Annotated in this window: 16 protein-coding genes; 9 read left to right on the top strand and 7 right to left on the bottom strand. The window is 57.0% G+C overall.

Features of this window, described 5'->3' with window-relative positions; genetic code table 11:
• Together CHB79_RS20465 and CHB79_RS20460 are read right to left on the bottom strand one after the other, a co-directional pair.
• The coding region (locus tag CHB79_RS20465; RefSeq protein ID WP_217898874.1) for an ESPR-type extended signal peptide-containing protein at positions 1-1933 on the bottom strand (1933 nt) is incomplete at its 3' end.
• 1384 nt (positions 1934-3317) lie between these two features.
• Positions 3318-5495 carry a malate synthase G gene (locus CHB79_RS20460; RefSeq protein ID WP_089361249.1) on the bottom strand — a complete coding sequence of 726 codons (2178 nt, stop codon included), beginning with the start codon at positions 5493-5495 and terminating at the stop codon, positions 3318-3320.
• A 351-nt stretch (positions 5496-5846) separates the two neighbouring features.
• On the opposite strand from CHB79_RS20460, the gene CHB79_RS20455 reads away from it, so the two are divergent.
• Positions 5847-6299 (top strand): GNAT family N-acetyltransferase, encoded by a 453-nt coding sequence (locus CHB79_RS20455; protein WP_089361248.1) that lies wholly within the window; start codon positions 5847-5849, stop codon positions 6297-6299.
• Positions 6300-6371: 72 nt separating this feature from the next.
• Positions 6372-6890: a glycine cleavage system transcriptional repressor gene (locus CHB79_RS20450; RefSeq protein WP_010485943.1), complete on the top strand. Its 519-nt coding sequence runs from the start codon at positions 6372-6374 to the stop codon at positions 6888-6890.
• 482 nt (positions 6891-7372) lie between these two features.
• Here CHB79_RS20450 and rarD read toward each other — a convergent pair whose 3' ends face one another.
• From rarD to CHB79_RS20425, 5 genes are all read right to left on the bottom strand, one after another.
• The gene (gene rarD / locus CHB79_RS20445) at positions 7373-8269 is read right to left on the bottom strand and encodes an EamA family transporter RarD (RefSeq protein WP_089361247.1); all 897 of its coding nucleotides are present in this window, start codon (positions 8267-8269) and stop codon (positions 7373-7375) included.
• A gap of 171 nt (positions 8270-8440) precedes the next feature.
• On the bottom strand, positions 8441-9415 hold the full coding sequence (locus tag CHB79_RS20440) for a serine/threonine protein kinase (RefSeq protein ID WP_010485945.1): 975 nt from the start codon (positions 9413-9415) through the stop codon (positions 8441-8443).
• A 191-nt stretch (positions 9416-9606) separates the two neighbouring features.
• Positions 9607-11514: a PhoX family protein gene (locus CHB79_RS20435; protein ID WP_089361246.1), complete on the bottom strand. Its 1908-nt coding sequence runs from the start codon at positions 11512-11514 to the stop codon at positions 9607-9609.
• A gap of 78 nt (positions 11515-11592) precedes the next feature.
• Entirely contained in the window at positions 11593-12357 is a 765-nt protein-coding gene (locus CHB79_RS20430; RefSeq protein ID WP_089361245.1) for a TOBE domain-containing protein, read from the bottom strand.
• Positions 12358-12406: 49 nt separating this feature from the next.
• On the bottom strand, positions 12407-13153 hold the full coding sequence (locus tag CHB79_RS20425; protein ID WP_089361244.1) for a ComF family protein: 747 nt from the start codon (positions 13151-13153) through the stop codon (positions 12407-12409).
• 173 nt (positions 13154-13326) lie between these two features.
• Here CHB79_RS20425 and bioB point away from each other — a divergent pair, with 173 nt between their 5' ends.
• The 7 genes from bioB to CHB79_RS20390 all read left to right on the top strand — a co-directional run bounded on the left by bioB (position 13327) and on the right by CHB79_RS20390 (position 20397).
• Positions 13327-14382: a biotin synthase BioB gene (gene bioB / locus CHB79_RS20420; protein ID WP_089361243.1), complete on the top strand. Its 1056-nt coding sequence runs from the start codon at positions 13327-13329 to the stop codon at positions 14380-14382.
• Between the two features lie 85 nt (positions 14383-14467).
• Positions 14468-15640, top strand: coding sequence for an 8-amino-7-oxononanoate synthase (gene bioF, locus CHB79_RS20415; RefSeq protein WP_089361242.1), 1173 nt, complete (start codon positions 14468-14470; stop codon positions 15638-15640).
• On the top strand, positions 15633-16364 hold the full coding sequence (locus tag CHB79_RS20410) for an alpha/beta fold hydrolase (RefSeq protein ID WP_010485951.1): 732 nt from the start codon (positions 15633-15635) through the stop codon (positions 16362-16364). Before bioF ends, CHB79_RS20410 begins: the two co-directional genes overlap by 8 nt.
• Positions 16357-17172: a malonyl-ACP O-methyltransferase BioC gene (gene bioC / locus CHB79_RS20405; RefSeq protein ID WP_089361241.1), complete on the top strand. Its 816-nt coding sequence runs from the start codon at positions 16357-16359 to the stop codon at positions 17170-17172. Before CHB79_RS20410 ends, bioC begins: the two co-directional genes overlap by 8 nt.
• Positions 17169-17852 (top strand): dethiobiotin synthase, encoded by a 684-nt coding sequence (bioD, locus tag CHB79_RS20400; RefSeq protein WP_089361240.1) that lies wholly within the window; start codon positions 17169-17171, stop codon positions 17850-17852. The genes bioC and bioD overlap by 4 nt, the downstream gene beginning before the upstream one ends.
• Before the next feature lie 84 nt (positions 17853-17936).
• A complete protein-coding gene (locus tag CHB79_RS20395; protein WP_010485957.1) occupies positions 17937-18185 on the top strand; it encodes a hypothetical protein in 249 nt (82 codons plus the stop codon).
• 406 nt (positions 18186-18591) lie between these two features.
• A complete protein-coding gene (locus CHB79_RS20390) occupies positions 18592-20397 on the top strand; it encodes a phenylacyl-CoA dehydrogenase (protein WP_089361239.1) in 1806 nt (601 codons plus the stop codon).
• The last annotated feature ends 69 nt before the right edge of the window (positions 20398-20466 follow it).

Below are 20466 nucleotides of genomic sequence, written 5' to 3'. Positions count from 1 at the left end.
CACCCGCTGCCAAGGCATTGATGCCGGTTGCGCCATCGTTGTCGTAGTTAGCACCCTGCACGCCGTTGTCGTTGACGCTGTAGTAGTGGGTCTTGTTCTCTGTAATGCTGTTATCGACATAGTCCTTGTTGACGATGTTGTCGCCTTCGGTGATCGGGCCGTCGTAGTGGGCGCCGCTATTGTCGATATAGAAGTTGTCACCCAGCTTGGTATCGCCGTTGACTGTCAGGTTGTTGGTGGTGACGCTGTCGCCATTGATGACGGTATCACCGATGGTCACGCTATTGTCGATGTTGATGTCCGAGGCCAGGTCGAAGTTGACGTTGTCGCTGTCCACCGTTTTGCTGACCGCGATGTTGCCATCGGTATTGGCCAGGTCAACGCTCTCACCCGGCGCCACGTTGGTGCTGTTGGCTCCTTGGGCGCTGATGTTCCAGCCCTGACCGGCTGCATCGGCGGCTGCTGATACTGCATCAAGCTGAGCTACGTTTACCGCATCGCTGTCTTCGGTACCAGCCGCCACGCCAGTGATCTGGCGGAACTGACCGGTGGTGGCATCACCCACGCTGACCGCAGCCAGGGTGCTGGTTGTAGCGGTGATGGCAGCCATATGGGCAGCATCTGCGCTGCCTGGCATATAACCAGCGATACCGCCAGCGGTGTTGGCAACAGAGTTGCTGCCCAGTGCCACACCATCTGCCAGACTGGCAGAACTGGACGTGCCAATGGCGATTGTATTGCTTGCAGTAACATCGCTACCGGCGCCTGTGCCGAAGGCAATATTGTTATCTCCAGTGACATTCATCCCGGTCAAAGAGCTACCGATGGCAATGTTTTGTTGTCCTACAGTGTTTGCACCTGTGCCCGTTCCCGTCAGTACCGAACCACTGCCAATGAAAACATTCTGAGAACCTGAGGTGTATTGTCCCGCGCCATAACCCAGCGCTACAGAACGGCTGGCTTCCGAGCCTACTAGTGCGTATGAGCCTATGCCCACGTTGCCGCCGGTGGTTCCTGTACCGACTGTTTTGCTGCCTGCGCCCTTGCCAATATAAATGGCTTGTGGGCCGGTATCGGTACTATCCATCCCGGCCTCAGAACCCATAACAATGGAGTATTCCGTATGCGCTTCCGCTGCACGGCCAGCCGCTATAGTCTCTAGGGCACTGGCGTTGGTTTGTGTTCCCAATGCAATGCTGTCGACACCTGAGGCTACGGCATTGTTGCCGATACCTGTCGCCCTTATGCCTGTTGTCTCAGTCCCAGTACCCAAGGCAAATGAACCCAGGCCAGAAGCTACTGCTACCCGACCAATTGCCATAGCGTCATCAGCGGTCGCATGTGCTCCACTGCCAATTGCAGCAGAACGTGCAGCCGTTGCCCAGGCATTGGTGCCAACAGCGGTGGAGTCGACACCGGTTGCGTGGGCACCTTGGCCCATCGCGACGGCCCAGCCTCCGGTGGCAACGGCATCAGCGCCAACAGCAGTCGAAAATTGACTAGATTGGGATACAGCTCCGATAGCTGTTGCTGCTTGGCCATTGGCATTTGCCTGTTCGCCCACAGCTGTTGTGGCGCCTCCGTCCGCCAATGCATTAGTGCCTACCACCGTGGAATTCAAGCAGTCGCCCAGTGGTGATGGCGAACCATCGGGGCCAGGGCCGGCATTTAGGGTATTCTTGCAGACAACAGTACCTGTCGCGCCATCACCTACAACGGTATTTCCAGGGGCACCCTGAACCGCACCGTTGCCTGCCACATAGGCGGAGGCTGGCATCGAGAGCAAGGTCAGTGCTGGCCCAGTCAGCAGGCAACTCAGTGCGATGCCTGCTGCACGCACGGTCTTGGATTTGCTACGGCGGGTGGCGTGTTCGGATGCCACGACATGTCGGCCAAGTTTACGGTTCCAAATGATGTTGTATATCTTGTTCATTGTTGCTCCATTTCGCGCACTTAGTACGCATTCTTTATCGCGAGATAAAGCGCGTTTTAAATAACGGGCGCAGAAGTACTGCATCGCCTGTTGGTTGAGGTGATAGAGAATTTGGATGGATGTACTTGAGTGTCGATTGATTATTATTTGTCGACAACTATCCGGTTTTCACCCGTGATTAAACGAGCGCAACTCAGCTGCCAACTGCATAGCCCTGTAAGGGAGCAGTTGGTTGCATGAAGTTATTATTAGAAGTTTTTGCGCTTGTTTATTCGTGGTCAGGGCTCTGTTAAAGCCGTTTGGCATACTTAATAATGCGTGTGATCAAATTACCAAGCCAGAAAGTTGCTGGCTTTTATATGGGAACTTAGTAAGTCAATGCCTGACTGAACGGTCAGGTTAGCTTTGACAAGCGCTACAGTATGCTTGATAGGAAAGGGCTTCAATCAGCATTTCTCCAGCTTTGTGTAGGATTTTTCTGTTGGTAATGTAGGTTGTATTCGGATTGTTAGGTTGGTTTTCGGGGGTGTTTCGAGGGTCGCTATTGCTCGTCATGAGGCGACAGCTGTTTTGAATTCAAACTTTTAATTATGCTCTTTTGGTTGTGCTTTTTCTTGATCTGTGTCAATAAAATGAGTTGTGTAAATGCAGGTGCGTCGTTTGTGTTGTGATGGTTGCTTGCAGTAATTATGAAATGATTCTCATGTTTGAGTTTGTTTTTAATTGCGATGTGGTATTTAAGTTCGTCGCATTATCAGATAAAAGATGTGTTGTGTTGAATCTGACAGAATTGTTCAGATTTGCATGTGGTTAATTTAAAGGTGTGTGGTTGTATTCGGTGTTCTTGCTGGTGTTGAAATTGAATCGTTCTTATTTGATTGGCCTGTCGCTATTAGAGTGTGCTGTTGTAAGTTGCGGTATGACGGCGGCCACTCGCATAACCAGAGGCGTTTAAGGGCGGCTGAGGAATACGTCCGGACGCTTGACCAGGCCCCTGGCCTCCATCGACAGGCTCGCACTGAAGCAGGCGACTTTCGCCGATGGCGAGTGCGCCACTAAGCGCAAGCAAGCCCGCAGGGCTTGTGTCTAATAGAGGTGGGCGGAATGATGTCTGGAAAGCCGTAAGGCTGTTGGATCGGCTGTCAGGCCTGGGGTGGGGGAGGTTTGGCCGTGTGTGCGGTCTTGCGCCTGTAGATAGGCTGGGTTTGGAATCTGATCTCGACGAATCCACGCGTCTGGGTTTGCGCCGACGGCAGGGAAGCACGAGTTGGCGGCACGCCCTTTCCTGGATACATAAAAAATGCCCGCATCTCTCGATACGGGCATTTTCTGCATCAACCAGGCTAAGTTAGCCTGGGTTGGGCGGTTTTATGCGTCACTAAGCTCAGAGGCCGTTCTTGGCCTTGAATTCGCGACGACGACGGTGCAGGACAGGCTCGGTGTAGCCGTTTGGCTGTTTGGCACCTTCGACCACCAACTCCAATGCCGCTTGGAAGGCAATGTTGTTGTCGAAGTCTGGGGCCAATGGGCGATACGCCGGATCGTTGGCGTTCTGGCGGTCAACCACCGGCGCCATGCGCTTGAGGCTTGCGACAATCTGCTCTTCAGTGGCGATGCCGTGACGCAGCCAGTTGGCCAGCAGTTGGCTGGAAATACGCAAGGTGGCGCGGTCTTCCATCAGGCCAACGTCGCTGATGTCTGGCACTTTCGAGCAGCCTACGCCCGAGTCGATCCAGCGCACGACATAGCCCAGGATGCCTTGGGAGTTGTTGTCGAGTTCATTCTGGATTTCTTCAGCCGACCAGTTGGTGTTGCTGGCCAGGGGAATGGTCAGGATGTCATCGACCGAGGCTGCGGTGCGGTTCTTGAGCTCTTCCTGGCGGGCGAACACGTCAACCTTGTGATAGTGCAAGGCGTGCAGTGTTGCAGCGGTAGGCGATGGGACCCAGGCGGTGTTGGCGCCCGACATCGGGTGGCCAATTTTCTGCTCAAGCATCGCGGCCATCAGATCCGGCATGGCCCACATGCCCTTGCCGATTTGCGCACGACCTTGCAGGCCGGTCGCCAGGCCAACGTCAACGTTGTTGTTTTCGTAGGCGCCAATCCACTTCTCGGCCTTCATGGCGGCCTTGCGCACAACAGGACCCGCCTCCATCGAGGTGTGGATTTCGTCACCGGTGCGGTCGAGGAAGCCGGTGTTGATAAACACCACGCGTTCGCTGGCGGCTTTGATACAGGCCTTGAGGTTGACCGTGGTGCGACGTTCCTCGTCCATGATGCCAACCTTCAAGGTGTTGCGCGTCAAGCCGAGGGCATCTTCTACACGGCTGAACAGCTCGCTGGTGAAGGCGACTTCTTCGGGGCCGTGCATCTTCGGTTTTACGATATAGACCGAGCCGGTACGGGTGTTCTTGCGGCTGGTGTTGCCGTTGAGGTTGTGCATGGCGATCAGGCTGGTCAGCAGGCCATCCATGATGCCTTCCGGCACTTCAAAACCTTCTTTGTCGATGATTGCGTCCATGGTCATCAGGTGACCGACGTTACGCACGAACAGCAGTGAACGGCCATGCAGGCTCAATTCGGTGCCATCGGGCTTGGTGTAGACGCGATCCGGGTTCATGGTGCGGGTGAAGGTGGTGCCACCCTTGGCGACTTCTTCCGCCAGGTCGCCCTTCATCAGGCCGAGCCAGTTGCGGTAGATCACCACCTTGTCGTCGGCATCAACCGCAGCGACGGAATCTTCGCAGTCCATGATGGTGGTCAGTGCCGCTTCCATCAGGATGTCTTTGACGCCAGCGGCATCAGTGCTGCCGACTGGGGTATTGGCGTCGATCTGGATTTCAAAGTGCAGGCCGTTGTGTTTTAGCAATACGGCGATAGGTGCATTGGCGTCGCCCTGGAAACCCACCAGTTGGGCATCATCCTGCAGGCCGGTATTGCTGCCGCCCTTGAGGTTGACGAGCAGCTTGCCGTCGACAATTTTGTAGCCCGTGGCATCGGTGTGCGATGCGGCGGCCAGAGGGGCTGCCTCATCGAGGAAGGCACGCGCGAAGGCGATTACCTTGTCGCCGCGAACCTTGTTGTAGCCTTTGCCTTTTTCGGCACCGCCTTCTTCGCTGATCACGTCTGTGCCGTAGAGCGCGTCGTACAACGAACCCCAGCGGGCGTTGGATGCGTTCAGGGCGAAGCGTGCGTTCATCACCGGTACCACGAGTTGCGGGCCAGCCAGATGGGCGATCTCTTCATCGACATTGGTGGTAGTGGCCTGGAAGTCAGCTGGCTCAGGGAGCAGGTAGCCAATTTCTTGAAGGAATGCTTTGTAGGCAACGGCATCATGGGCCTGGCCGGCGCGAGCCTGGTGCCAGCTGTCAACCTGTGCCTGGATATCGTCGCGCTTGGCCAGCAAGGCACGGTTTTTCGGTGCGAGCTCGTTAATTACGGCTTCGGCGCCAGTCCAGAATTTTTCGCTGGAAATACCGGTTCCACCAATGGCTTCGTTGTTAACGAAGTCGAACAGCACTTTGGCGACCTGCAGGCCACCGACTTGAACGCGTTCAGTCATCACTTGCCTCACTCTGCTCAGCTTTACTTATTAGCCGCTTAGGCATCTCTGAAAAACTACTGCGCTGGCTACCTTTTTCAGAAGCTCCTACGGGCTCAGGACTCAGTCTTGTAGTCCAGGCCGCGGCATACTACATCAAGATCCATGGAAAATCAGTGGGTCGCGTCGTTATGCGACCAAAATGCGCTTAGCAGTCACGGCTGGAACGTTGTGCATGCAAAAACAGCTGATATTGTTTCATAAAACAGACAAAACGGTACACGATTTGTTGCATCTATCTTATTGGCTATTTCTTCCGCGCCTCAATGGCAGTCGACCTATACTGCTGGCAGGCTCCAGGAAGACTTAAGCATGCATATTATTCAGGCCACGTCAGATGATCTTGACCCGCTCAGCCACTTATTCGTCGATTACCTAACTTTTTATCAGGTCGATAAGCCGCTCGGTGCGGTGCAGGCATTTTTGGCTGCACGGATAGAGCAGGGCAGCTCGACAATCTTCATCGCCCGTGACGATGCCGGGAGCGCACAGGGTTTTGTGCAGTTATATCCGCTGTACGCTTCACTGGCATTGGCGCCGATGTGGTTGCTCAGTGATTTGTATGTGAAGCCGCAGGGGCGCCGCCAGGGCATTGCCGAGGCACTGATGAACACCGCGCGTGATCATGCGCAGGCTGCTGGCGCTTGCGGCCTGCAACTGGAGACAGCGAAGAATAACCACCCCGGACAAGCGCTTTATGAGCGACTCGGGTATGTTCGGGATCAAGCCTTTTATACCTATTGGCTGGCATTACCCGGTCAGTAGGTGAAGCAGCGGCCTGCCTGAATGCGCCGCTTTGATCGCCTTTATAGATGTCACAACAAAGTGAGGCCTGCCATGGATCATCTGGTATTAACCGTTATCGCTCAGGATCAACCCGGATTGGTCGAGCGCGTTGCCCAATGTGTGGCCAACCATGGTGGCAACTGGCTTGAGAGCCGCATGTCGCGCATGGCTGGGCAGTTCGCCGGGATACTGCGCGTGGCCGTACCTGCCGAGTCGCACGCCGAACTGGTCACTGCGTTACAAGAACTCAACGCCCATGGCATTCGTGTGCTCCTGGCTGAAAGTGGTGCCGAGCCGTCCTGTACCTGGAAACCGATCATGCTCGACCTGGTTGGCAATGATCGCCCAGGCATTGTCCGCGACATTACCCGATTGCTGACCGAACTGGGGGTCAACGTCGAAAGCCTGCAGACCGAGGTGATGCCTGCACCTATGAGCAGCGAGCCGTTATTTCATGCCGAGTCCATGCTTGCTGTACCGCTGGGGTTGTCGCTGGATGAGCTCAAGACCCAGTTGGAGACCCTGGCGGATGATCTGATGGTGGAGCTGAATATCCGCACAGACAGCTAAGGAGTCTCTGAAAAAATACTGCGCTAGGTATTACTGGCGCAGCCCCTGCTGCGGCCCCGAAGGGGTGAGCAACGCGAATCAAATGCTCAGTTAGGACAACTAAGGTCGAGCGCGACCTCGGTCGCTTTTTCGCATCTGTTCGCCTTGTACTCCCTTCGCTCGCGACCTTTTTCAGAAGATCCCTAGTTTCGGGCTTGCAACATATCCACGGCCTGTGTGCGTAGGGCTGTGGATAACTTGAGGGTACTTGAAGGGCCAGCTAGTGCCCCGCTGTTTTCCATGATCTGGTTAAAAAAGCAACAGTTTCAATGGCTTGTGCACAAAGGGCGGGGATGGATCTGTGGATAAGGTTGGGATGATCAGCTGCAGCCCAGGGTTGACTAGGTGTTGCGCGGGCTGATCATTTTTTGAACAGCTGCTTAGCGGTTGATTGGCCCACCGCTGTTCGGGTGGCAGATAGCAGGCTGCCACCCGAACGATAGCTAATTGTGGATTTTGCCTCGACGAATGCTCAGCCATGCATCGACGCTGTAAATCACCAAGCCAGCCCAGATGCAGATAAAGGCCAGCAGCTTGCTTGAGTCGAAGTGCTCGTCGAACAAGAAGATCGCTTGCAGTAACACCAAGGTAGGCGCCAGGTACTGCAGAAAGCCCAGGGTGGTGTATGGCAGGTGCCGTGCCGCGGCGTTGAAGCACACCAGGGGCACGAGGGTGATCGGCCCGGCAACGATCAGCCAGAACGCCTCGGAAGTGGTCCAGAACTCAGCATGACTGCTCACCGCATTTGGGTTGAGGACAATCCAGGCAATCGCCAGCGGCAATAAAATCCAGGTTTCGATCACCAGCCCCGGCAAGGCCTTGACTGGCGCTTGTTTGCGGATCAAGCCGTAAAAGCCGAATGTCAGGGCCAGAACCAGCGACACCCAGGGAATGCTGCCGACTTGCCATAATTGCTGGAGCACTCCCAGCGCGGCCAAGCCCACGGCAATCCATTGCAGGCGGCGCAGTCGTTCACCCAGTATCAGCAAGCCCAGCAAGACGTTTATCAGAGGGTTGATGTAGTAACCCAGGCTGGCCTCAAGCATGCGTCCATGATTAACCGCCCAGACGTAAACCAGCCAGTTGCTGGCGATCAATACACCGCTAAAACCCAACACGGCAAATTGCTTGGGGTTTTCGCGCAGTTCGCGCAACCAGCCTGGATGCTTCCAGACCAGTAACAGCAGCGCGCCAAAGATTGCCGACCAGACGGCACGATGGACGACGATTTCCAGCGCAGGTACTTCGGCAATGGCTTTGAAATACAGCGGGAACAAGCCCCAGATGATGTAGGCGCTAAGGCCCAGAATATAGCCGCGCTGTGGATTTGCGGTGGACATGGAGATCCTTGCTTAGGGTGCTAACTATGGGTGCCTAATTCTAGTCCTGTGCAACGCTTTTTGTCTGTTTGCCCAGGTTTTTATTGTCTGCCCGCCGATGGATAAGCGTAAGGCTTTTGTTACATCGGCGGTCAGGAATAAACCCCACAGTGTGTTGAGTGGGCCAGGCGACTAAAACAGTTTGAGCGGCTCTTCATCCAGGGCCGACAACTGTTCGCGCAGCATCAGAATTTGCTCGCCCCAATAACGTTCGGAGCCGAACCAGGGGAAACTGTGCGGGAAGGCCGGATCGTCCCAGCGCCGTGCCAGCCATGCGCTGTAATGCATCAGGCGCAAGGAGCGCAGCCCCTCGATCAAGGGCAGCTCGCGGGGATTGAAATCATGAAATTCCTGGTAGCCATCCATGAGTTCGGAAAGTTGGCCAAGGCGCTCGTGGCGCTCACCGGCCAGCATCATCCAGAGATCCTGCACGGCGGGCCCCATGCGGCAATCATCCAGGTCAACCATGTGGAAGCTTTCATCACGGCACAGCAGATTGCCGGGGTGGCAGTCGCCGTGTAGGCGAATGGCGGTGACGGGGTGATTGTTGAACAGGCTGTCGAGCCGCTTGAGCAAGTCACGGGCAACCGATTCGTATGCAGGTAGCAGGCTCTTGGGGATAAAGTTGCCATCGAGCAGGGTTTTCAGTGAGGCATGGCCGTAGTTCTCGACCTTTAGACTCTCACGGTGAGTGAAGGGCTTGGTCGCGCCAACCGCATGCATGCGCCCCAGTAACTGGCCGAGCCGATATAGCTGGTCAAGATTACCCGGTTCTGGCGCCCGGCCACCGCGACGTGGGAACAAGGTGAAGCGAAAGCCTGCGTGCTCGAATAGGGTCTCGCCGTCACGTTGCATGGGTGCAACCACTGGAACATCGCAATCGGCCAACTCAAAGGTGAAGCTGTGTTCTTCACGGATTGCGGCGTCAGTCCAGCGATCCGGGCGGTAGAACTTGGCGATGATCGGCGTTTCATCCTCGATGCCGACTTGATATACCCGGTTTTCGTAGCTGTTGAGGGCCAATACCCGCGCATCGCTGAGAAAGCCGATGCTTTCGACGGCGTCGAGAACCAAGTCTGGAGTCAGTGCTGCAAAGGGATGGGACATGAAATCTCCTGCGCGCGGCAGATCGCCACGTTCGACCGAGCATGGTAACGCAGGTTTAGTGCTTTGGGCTGTTGAATCCGTGTTGCCTGGGCCAAGTGACCAGAAGGACCAATGCAGCTTGGCGTTTTGTTCGTGTGCTGGCGGATAACCCGTTGTTTATCGCCAGCACACTTTTGCCAATTGCCTAGGTTCTAGGCGCCGATGATGCCGCCATCTTCGCGGGTGATGACCATCACCGAAGAGCGCGGCTTGCCGTTGGGCAGGTGTTCCGGAAAGCTGGAGCCGCCTTTTTCGCCCGGGTGTTGGATGCCCACGAACATCGTGCGTTGATCAGGTGCGAAGGCGATGCCGGTCACCTCGCAACCCACTGGGCCGACCATGAAGCGCCGAATTTCTCCGGTGTCCGGGTCGGCGCAGAGCATCTGGTTATTGCCCATGCCTGCAAAATCGCCGGCGTTGCTGCTGTCGCCGTCAGTCTGGATCCACAGGCGCCCTGCGTCATCGAAGCTCAGGCCGTCCGGGCTGTTGAACATATTTTGCGGGGTGATGTTTGTCGAGCCCGCAGCAGGTTGGCCTGCGTGCACCACGGGATTGCCAGCGACTACAAACAGATCCCAGGTGAAGGCGGTCGAGGCGTGATCGTCATTGGCTTCGCGCCAGCGCAGGATTTGCCCGTAAATGTTGTTCGCACGCGGGTTCGGACCATTGACCGGTTGGTCGGTCTGCCCTCGCTTGACGTTGTTGGTCAGGGTGCAATAGACCTTGCCATCTTTAGGGCTGACCACCAGCCACTCGGGACGGTCCATCCGGGTTGCCGCCACAGTGCTGGCGGCCAGGCGCGCGTGGATCAGCACCTCGGCCTGGCTGTTGAAGCCGTTGCTGGCATCCAGGCCGTTTTTACCAAAGCTCAGCTCGACCCAGCGACCGTGACCCTTTGGCAGGTTCGGGTTCTTGTCGCCGGCATCGAAACGGGCAACATAGAGCGTGCCCTGATCCAGGATGTGCCGATTGTGCTTGATCGCATCCGGGCCCTGGCCGCGCTTGATTTTGTCTTTGCTGATGAACTTGTAGATAAACTCGCCGCGTTCATCGTCACCCATGTACACCACAGCGCGACCGTCCTTGGTTTCGGTAAAGGCGGCGTTCTCGTGCTTGAAGCGACCCAGTGCTGTGCGTTTGATCGGGGTCGATTGCGGGTCGAATGGGTCGATTTCGACTATCCAGCCGTGGCGGTTGAATTCGTTTGGATTCTTGGCCATGTCGAAACGCGGGTTGTGCAGGTGCCAGTCGTTGCCGTCACCAGTGATGGACGCACCGTAACGCACCTGGGCCGCGTCAAACTGCTGCGCCGGATCTGTGCTGCCAAAGCAATCGTCGAAATTTTCTTCGCAGGTCAGGTAGGTGCCCCAAGGGGTTTTACCGTTGGAGCAGTTCTGGAAGGTGCCGAGAACATGCTTGCCTGTTCGGTCATCTGCGGTTTTCAGCCAGTCATGGCCTGCGGCTGGCCCACTGACGCTGATTGGCGTGTTGCCATGAATCCGGCGGTTGTATTTTGAACCCTGCACAAACTGCCATTTACCATCGAGCCTTTGCACTTCGATTACCGAGACACCTTCACTGGCCAGGGCCTTGTGAACTTCCTCGGCTGATTGCGGCAGGCCTGCGTGGTCGAGTAGATACTGGTAGTTGGTGTATTCATTGTTGATCGCCATCAGCGCGCGATTTTCATCGTCGGCGAAGGGGAAGAAGCTCATGCCGTCGTTGTTGTCGCCAAATTGCACTTCGTGAGCGGCAGCCGAGTCTTTGCTGGTTGGGTCGAAGGCCGGGCCGTTGGCTGCCAAGGGTTGGCCCCAACTGATCAGCACCGAGGATTTGTATCCTGCAGGCAGGGTAATGGTGTCTGTGGTCGCACTTGCAATGCTGTCAAAGCCAAGTAGCGTACTGTTGGCACTGCCGACGGCCAGTGCGCTACGGCTGAGCAGGTTGCCGCCCAGGAACATGGCTGCACCGCACAAGGCGCCTGCGCTTATAAAGCGGCGGCGGCTGATACCACTCATTTGTTCTAGATCGGTTAATTGGTTGTCTTCTAAACGCTTCATCAGGTAAGGCTCCGTGCCAAGAATGGCAGTACCTTAATCAGCGTCCATGACGAAATTGTTGCAGGTTCGGTGATTGCCTTAAATTGGCGTGCCCAGCAGTACTTGGGTTGGGGAGCACTGCACGCGTACTGCGCTACCAATTGTCAACTGCAAGGCATCGAGCTGCGCTGGCTGGGCCAGGGTGCACAAGGTCTGGCCGCTTGGCAGAGTGATTTTGACTTCCGTCGGGCTGTCGGGCGCGTCCAACAGCTCCTCTATCCGGCCTTGCATGCAGTTATAACCCGGCGTTACGGGCTGTTGCAGGGTTTGCAGTTCCAGCCAGCCAGCCTTGATCAGGGCAATCACCTGGCTACCGATTTCCAGCTCAAGGTTTTGCGTGCTGTCGTGGGTGATCTGCGCCGTCAGATATTGTCCGCCCGCCAGTTCGAGGCGTATCAGGTCATTGCGCCCGTGGCTGTCGATTGCAATGACCTGGCCATGCAGTTGGTTGCGTGCGCTGGTGCGCAACATCAGGCGGCTGAGTAAATCCAGGTCACTGATGTCTTCAGCGGCTTCCAGCACTTGGGCTTGCAGGGCTTGCAAACGCTGGTACAGGCGCAGAACGCGCTCGCCTTCCAGTGATAACCGCGCACCGCCGCCACCCTTGCCGCCAACACTGCGTTCAACCAATGGCTTTTGCGCCAGGTTGTTCAGTTCATCAATCGCATCCCAGGCTGATTTGTAGCTCAGGCCGGCGCTTTTGGCGGCGCGGGTGATCGAGCCTTGTTCGCAAATGTGCTGCAGCAGGGCGATGCGCTGCGGGCGACGAGCAATGTACTGGGCGAGCACGGAGGTAAGCGACATAAGGGCTGGATGTGTATGGAAGAGATTTCCAACGGTGGCGATTTGCTGATTACAAGTCAAGCTGGGTTCCGGGTTTTGGTGTCCGGGCCAGGCAATAAACATCCACCCGGGCAGCGCCTGCTTTCAATAGCAGCTTGCTCAGGGTTTGCGCCGTGGCGCCAGTGGTCAATACGTCATCCACCAATGCCAGGTGCCGCCCTTGAAGTTCAACTTCTGGTGCTACGAAAAATGCGTTGCGCAGGTTCTTTTTCCGGGTGACGGCATCGAGACCTTGCTGGGCCGGAGTATCGATGATGCGGCTCAAGCCGCGACTCAGCAGCGGAATATGCAACGCCTTGCCCAGGCTATTGGCAAGCATTTGTGCCTGGTTGAAACCTCGTTGACGCTGGCGTTGTTTAGTCAGTGGCACGGGTAAAAGCAGGTCGGGGCGAACCAAACCGTCAGCAAAGCTGTGCAGCATATGATCGCTCAGCAAGTCGCCTAGCAAACGTCCCAATGGCCATTGAGCTTGATGCTTGAAGCGATTGATCATGCCCTGGACTGGAAAGCTGTAGCTCCAGGGCGCCACGACTTTGTCGAATGAGGGCGGATTTTTCTGGCACTCGCCACAAATCCATTCAGCGCCGTGCATGGGCAGGGCACAGACACTGCAATGCGCGCGCAACCAGGGCAACTCCCTTTCGCAGTCGGTGCAGATCGGCAGCCGCTTGCTTTCAGTGGTTTCATCACAGAGCAGGCACTTCAAGCAGGGTTGAAGTGTTTCGAGCTGATGTTTGAGCCTTTGCCAGATAGCCATAGCGTTCTTCCTTGAAGCGGGCTAGGTGTGTTTGTTTTTTGATCAGATGTAAACCTGTGTCTTGTCTTGGGTTGACAGCGTCGAAACACAACTTATGATGCCTTGAAGCCTGATTCGCGGCGCTTGGCCCGCACCCTGACAACAGACGCAGTTGAGCGTCGAAGGAACCCTCAATGAATGCCACCGCATCCATCGCAACTCGCCACGACTGGTCGCTAGCCGAAGTTAAGGCATTGTTCGAGCAACCGTTCAACGACTTGCTGTTCAATGCGCAGACCGTACACCGCGCGCATTTCGATCAGAATCGGGTGCAGGTCTCAACCTTGCTGTCGATCAAAACCGGCGCTTGCCCGGAAGATTGCAAATATTGCCCACAGTCCGGTCACTACAACACCGGGCTTGAGAAAGAGAAACTGCTGGAAGTTCAGAAAGTCCTGCAAGCGGCCGCTGATGCCAAGGCCATTGGCTCAACTCGTTTCTGCATGGGCGCCGCCTGGAAGCACCCCTCGGCCAAAGACATGCCCTATGTGCTGGAGATGGTCAAAGGGGTGAAGGCGCTGGGCCTGGAAACCTGCATGACCCTGGGCAAGCTGGACAAGGAGCAAACCCAGTCGTTGGCCGAAGCCGGGTTGGATTACTACAACCACAACCTCGACACCTCGCCGGAGTTCTACGGCAATATCATCACCACCCGTACCTACGCCGACCGTTTGGAGACACTGGCGCACGTGCGTGATGCCGGTATGAAGATCTGTTCGGGCGGTATTCTTGGTTTGGGTGAGTCGCTGGACGACCGTGCTGGCCTGTTGATCCAGCTGGCGAATTTGCCGGAGCATCCCGAGTCAGTGCCCATCAACATGTTGGTCAAGGTTAAAGGCACGCCGCTGGAGAATGAAAAGGATGTCGATCCGTTCGACTTTATCCGCACCCTCGCCGTTGCGCGGATCATGATGCCTAAATCCCACGTGCGCCTGTCCGCTGGCCGCGAGGCGATGAATGATCAAATGCAGGCGCTGGCTTTCTTTGCCGGTGCCAACTCGATTTTCTATGGCGAGAAACTGCTGACCACGGTCAACCCGCAAGCGAACAAGGACATGGAGTTGTTCGCACGCCTGGGCATCAAGCCGGAGGCCCGTGAAGAACATGCCGATGAAGTTCATCAGGCAGCCATCGAGCAGGCCTTGGTTGAACAGAAAAGCAGCGAGCAGTTCTACAACGCGGCTGTTTAACCAACCGTCTGGCACTTGTCTTGATCTGGCTCCTTGAACCTCGCAGCCTGCGAGGTTCAAGCGGCTGCGTAAACAGGTAAATACCATGTCTTTTGACCTCGCCAGCCGCCTGGCTGAGCGCCGCGCCGCACAGCTATATCGGCAGCGTCCGTTGCTTGAGTCGCCGCAAGGCCCGCAGGTCGTGGTGGATGGACGCGAGTTATTGGCGTTTTGCTCAAACGATTATCTTGGTTTGGCTAACCATCCGCAGGTGATTGAAGCCTGGCAGGCCGGGGCTGCACGTTGGGGTGTCGGTGGCGGGGCTTCGCACTTGGTTGTCGGCCACAGCACGCCACATCATCAGTTGGAGGAGGCGCTGGCCGAGTTTACTGGACGGCCGCGCGCGCTGCTGTTCACCACCGGCTACATGGCTAACCTTGGCGCGGTTACCGCCTTGGTCGGGCAGGGCGATACGGTGCTCGAAGACCGCCTCAATCATGCCTCCTTGCTCGATGCCGGCTTGCTCAGTAATGCACGCTTTTCGCGGTATCTGCATAACGATGCCAGCAGCCTCGCCAGCCGCCTGGGCAAAGCCGTGGGTAATACCCTGGTGGTGACGGACGGCGTATTCAGCATGGATGGCGACGAGGCTGATTTGCCGGCATTGTGCGCCGAGGCCAAAAAACGCAATGCCTGGGTCATGGTTGATGACGCCCACGGTTTTGGGCCTTTGGGGGCTACCGGTGGCGGTATCGTCGAACAGCAGGGGCTGGGTGTTGATGATGTGCAGGTGCTGGTCGGCACCCTGGGAAAGGCGTTTGGCACGTCCGGGGCATTTGTAGCCGGTAGCGAAGAATTGATCGAGGCACTGGTGCAGTTTGCCCGTCCGTACATCTACACCACCAGCCAGCCACCTGCCCTGGCTTGCGCCACCCTGAAAAGCCTTGAGCTGCTGCGCAACGAACACTGGCGCCGCGAGCATCTCAATACGCTGATCAAGCAATTCCGCGATGGCGCACAAGCGCTGGGCTTGCAGTTGATGGACAGCGCAACGCCAATTCAACCTATTGTTATTGGTGACAGTGGCCGCGCCATGCGTTTGTCGGAGCGGTTGCGTGAGCGCGGCATTCTGGTTACCGCGATTCGCCCGCCAACGGTGCCTGCAGGCAGTGCCCGCTTGCGGGTGACCTTGTCGGCGGCGCACAGCACCGCTCAGGTGGATTTATTACTTTCTGCGCTGGCTGAGTGTGGCGCGGGTGAGGAGCAACTGGATGCGTAATCGCTTGGTGTTATTGCCGGGGTGGGGCTTGGGTACTGCGCCTCTTGAGCCGCTGGCCGAAGCATTGCGCGGGCTTGATCCGCACTTGCATGTGCAGGTCGAGCCGTTGCCTTTATTGGTCAGCAGTGAGCTCGATGAATGGCTCGATGAACTCGACGCCAACCTGCCTGAAGGTGCCTGGCTCGGAGGCTGGTCCCTGGGTGGAATGCTTGCTGCAGAGCTGGCCGCCCGACGTGCCGAGCAATGCCCTGGGCTGATCACGCTGGCCAGCAACGCCAGCTTTGTTGCCAGTACAGATTGGCCCCACGCCATGGCTGAGGAAGCCTTTGATCTGTTTCGCCAGGGCTGTGCTCAAAACCCGGTGATCACGCTTAAACGCTTTGCTGCCTTGTGCGCGCAAGGTGCCGCCGATCAACGTGGCATGGCGCGCCTGATGCTGGGCGGTGCCCCCCACGAAAGCGGTGAACTGCTGCTGGCCAGTCTTGATTTGCTCGCGAGCCTGGATACCCGCGCGGCATTGCAAGGTTTTGTCGGCCCGCAATTGCACCTCTATGCCGGACAGGACTCCTTGGTGCCCGCTGAAGTGGCTGGCGATATCCTGGCTTTGTTGGGCGATGTGGAAGTGGGTTTGATTGATCATGTCAGCCATGCCTTTTCGCTTGAGTGCCCCCATGAGCTTGGCGCGGCGATTCAAGGCTTTTTGCATGAGGCCGGCGATGATTGATTTGGCCCGGGATGCCCATTCCGGCTTGCCGGATAAACGACAGGTCGCCGCATCCTTTTCCCGCGCTGCAGCCAGTTACGACAGCGTTGCGGCGTTGCAGCGCGCGGTTGGCAGCCAGCTATTGCAGCGTCTGCCAGCAACAGTTTCCCCCCAGCGCTGGCTGGATTTGGGCAGTGGAACTGGCTACTTCAGCCGGGCCTTGGCCGAGCGGTTTCCCGAGGGGCAAGGCATTGCGCTGGATATCGCCGAAGGCATGTTGCAACACGCCCGCCCGCTGGGCGGCGCCGAGCAGTTTATTGCCGGTGATGCCGAGCATTTGCCATTGCAGGCGGAATCCTGCGGGCTGATTTTTTCCAGCCTTGCCCTGCAATGGTGTGATTCATTCGATTCGGTATTGGCCGAGGCGCAACGCGTGCTGCGCCCGGGTGGCACCTTTGCGTTCAGCAGTTTGTGTGTTGGCACCTTGCGCGAGTTGCGTGACAGCTGGCGTGCGGTGGACGGTTTTGTTCACGTTAATCGTTTCCGTCATTTTGACGACTACCAGGGACTATGCGCGGCCAGTGGCCTAACGGTCCTGTCACTGGATACCCAGCCCGAAGTATTGCACTACCCGGATTTGCGCAGCCTGACCCATGAGCTCAAGGCGCTGGGAGCACACAACCTCAATTCCGGAAGGCCCAGCGGTTTGACCGGGCGTGCGCGCATGCGTGCCTTGGTGCAAGCCTATGAGCGCGAGCGCCAAGTGCTGGGGCTGCCTGCAACCTATCAGGTCGTATACGGGGTTTTACAAAAAGGGATAAGACCATGAGCAGCGCTTTTTTCGTCACCGGTACCGATACCGAGATCGGCAAGACCACCATTGCCGCTGGCCTGCTCTACGCGGCCAAAGAGGCGGGAATGTCGACCGCTGCAGCCAAGCCGGTTGCATCCGGCTGCGAGCAGACCGAGCAGGGGCTGCGTAATGAAGACGCGCTGGCACTGCTGGAACAGTGTTCAGTCGAGCTGACTTATGAGCAGGTTAATCCCTTGGCGTTTGCCCCTGCGATTGCCCCGCATCTGGCGGCTCGCGAAGCTGGCGTGGTGTTGAGCGTCGCTAGCCTGTGCAATCCAGTACAGCGGGTTCTGGATAAGGCCGCTGACTTCACAGTGGTCGAAGGCGCAGGCGGCTGGCGCGTGCCGCTCTCGGGGCAGGCGTCCCTGTCGGACTTGGTGGTGAGCCTGAAACTACCGGTGATCATGGTCGTTGGGGTGCGCCTGGGTTGTATCAATCATGCGGTGCTCACCGCTGAAGCCATTGCCGCTGATGGCTTGGAGTTGGCGGGTTGGGTGGCCAACGTCGTTGATCCAGGCACCTCGCGGCTGGAAGAGAACCTCGCGACCCTGGCCGAGCGATTACCCGCACCATGCCTGGGCTATGTACCGCGCCTGAAATCGGCCAATCCGGCGGCCGTCGCCGCTTGCCTGGACCTGAGCCTGCTTGGGATTTAAGTGTTATGGCAAAAAGCTATTATCGCAAAGCTCCGGGTTCTGCTTTAATGCAGCTTGTCTGCAGCCTTGAGCGGAGTGAAATAGATGAATGCCATAACGGGCAGCGCCTTTAACGCCGGTCTTGCCACGGTCCAGTCGGGCCAGCAACGTCTCGAGCGGGCTGCACAGACGATCGCCAGTGGCGCGGCGCCAGATGCCGCGCAAGCCGGGTCGCCTGAAATCACTGATCAGTTGATCGAGCTGCGTGTTGGCCAGTATCACGCCCAAGCGGGTGCGCGCCTGCTGGAAACAGCTGATGAAGTACTTGGCACCTTGATTGATACCCGCGCCTGACCCCGCCAGCTCTCTTCGCTTTATCGCTCGTCCCTGAGCTATTGCCTGCAATATTTATAGGCCTTACTACTGCCAAGTAGCGTTCTTGGTGGATGCCTGACGCTTGCCTGGCGCCCTTTGTGGTGGCCTGTAATTTAGACCAGCGGTATGGCCCTGTCTGATTTCAAAGTGTTTCTGTTGACCGCGAATAATAGTTGCATGGCTCAAGCGCGGGCTTCTGAGCCGTAGGCAGTGGGGCAATTATCCTTTGTCTTCGTCTTAAACCACGCTTGACAATGGCTAGGCGTAAACGTATGTTTCAAACACCTGTTTGATTGTTGCCGTGTTGCAGCCTTCAAGCATTCGGGAAATCCCGTTCAAACAACTATTCGGTCACCCATACCGACCACCGCAGAGGTTATTAGCTATGCCTGATTACAAGGCCCCCTTGCGTGATATCCGATTCGTACGCGACGAGCTGCTTGGCTATGAAGCGCATTATCAAAGCCTGCCTGGCTGCGAAGATGCAACGCCAGACATGGTCAATGCCATTCTTGAAGAAGGCGCCAAGTTTTGTGAGCAGGTGCTGTCTCCGCTGAACCGTGTGGGTGACATCGAAGGCTGTACCTGGAGCGAAGACGGCGTTAAGACGCCGACTGGCTTCAAGGAAGCCTACAAGCAGTATGTTGAAGGTGGCTGGCCAAGCCTGTCCCATGATGTCGACCACGGCGGCCAGGGCCTGCCTGAGTCGCTGGGCCTGGCCATGAGCGAAATGATCGGCACCTCCAACTGGTCGTGGGGTATGTACCCAGGCCTGTCGCACGGCGCAATGAACACCATCTCCGAGCACGGCACCGAAGAACAACAGCACACTTACCTGACCAAGCTGGTCAGCGGCGAGTGGACTGGCACCATGTGCTTGACCGAGCCGCATTGCGGCACCGACCTTGGCATGCTGCGCACCAAGGCTGAGCCACAGGCTGACGGTTCGTACAAGGTTTCCGGTACCAAGATCTTCATCTCGGCTGGTGAACACGACATGGCCGATAACATCGTCCACATCGTGCTTGCACGTCTGCCGGATGCTCCAGCGGGCACCAAAGGTATCTCGCTGTTCATCGTGCCTAAGTTCATGCCTAACGCAGACGGCGGCGTTGGTGAGCGCAACGCAGTGAGCTGTGGCTCGCTGGAACACAAGATGGGCATTCACGGTAACGCGACCTGTGTAATGAACTTCGATGGCGCCACTGGCTACCTGATTGGCCCGGCCAACAAAGGCCTGAACTGCATGTTCACCTTTATGAACACTGCGCGTCTGGGTACTGCCCTGCAGGGGCTGGCCCACGCTGAAGCAGGTTTTCAGGGTGGTCTGAAGTACGCTCGCGAGCGTCTGCAAATGCGCGCACTGACTGGCCCGAAAGCGCCGGACAAAGCAGCTGACCCAATCATCGTTCACCCTGATGTACGCCGCATGCTGTTGACCATGAAGGCGTTCGCTGAAGGCAACCGTGCAATGGTTTACTTCACGGCCAAGCAGGTGGATATCGTCAAGTACAGCCAGGACGCCGAAGAGAAGAAGCAAGCCGATGCGCTGCTGGCCTTCCTGACGCCGATTGCCAAGGCCTTTATGACCGAAGTCGGTTTCGAAGCGGCCAACCACGGCGTTCAGATCTATGGCGGTCACGGTTTTATCGCCGAGTGGGGCATGGAGCAGAACGTTCGCGACAGCCGCATTTCGATGCTGTACGAAGGCACCACCGGTATTCAGGCTCTCGACCTCCTGGGCCGCAAGGTGCTGATGACCCAGGGCGAAGCACTCAAGGGCTTTACCAAGATCGTGCACAAGTTCTGCCAGGCTAACGAAGGTAACGAAGCTATCAACGAGTTCGTTGCGCCGCTGGCCAAGCTGAATAAAGAGTGGGCTGATGTGACCATGAAGGTCGGCATGGCTGCGATGAAAGATCGCGAAGAAGTCGGCGCGGCATCGGTTGATTACCTGATGTACAGCGGTTATGCCTGCCTGGCTTACTTCTGGGCCGACATTGCTCGCCTGGCTGCTGAAAAGCTGGCTGCCGGTACCAGCGAAGAAGCCTTCTACAAGGCCAAGCTGCAGACTGCACGCTTCTACTTCGCACGTATTCTGCCGCGCACCCGTACCCACGTAGAAGCCATGCTGTCGGGCGCTGACAACCTGATGGACATGGATGAAGAGAACTTCGCCCTGGGTTACTAAGTAGCCCGAGCCAAAGCGCTCGACATGGCATTTGGTTGGCCGCGGCGGTTAAACGCAACGGCTGATCCG

The sequence above is a fragment of the Pseudomonas segetis genome, assembly GCF_900188155.1.
Taxonomy (GTDB): domain Bacteria; phylum Pseudomonadota; class Gammaproteobacteria; order Pseudomonadales; family Pseudomonadaceae; genus Aquipseudomonas; species Aquipseudomonas segetis.
Note: the sequence above shows the minus strand (reverse complement) of the source record. Positions and strands in the feature narration are given on the sequence as shown.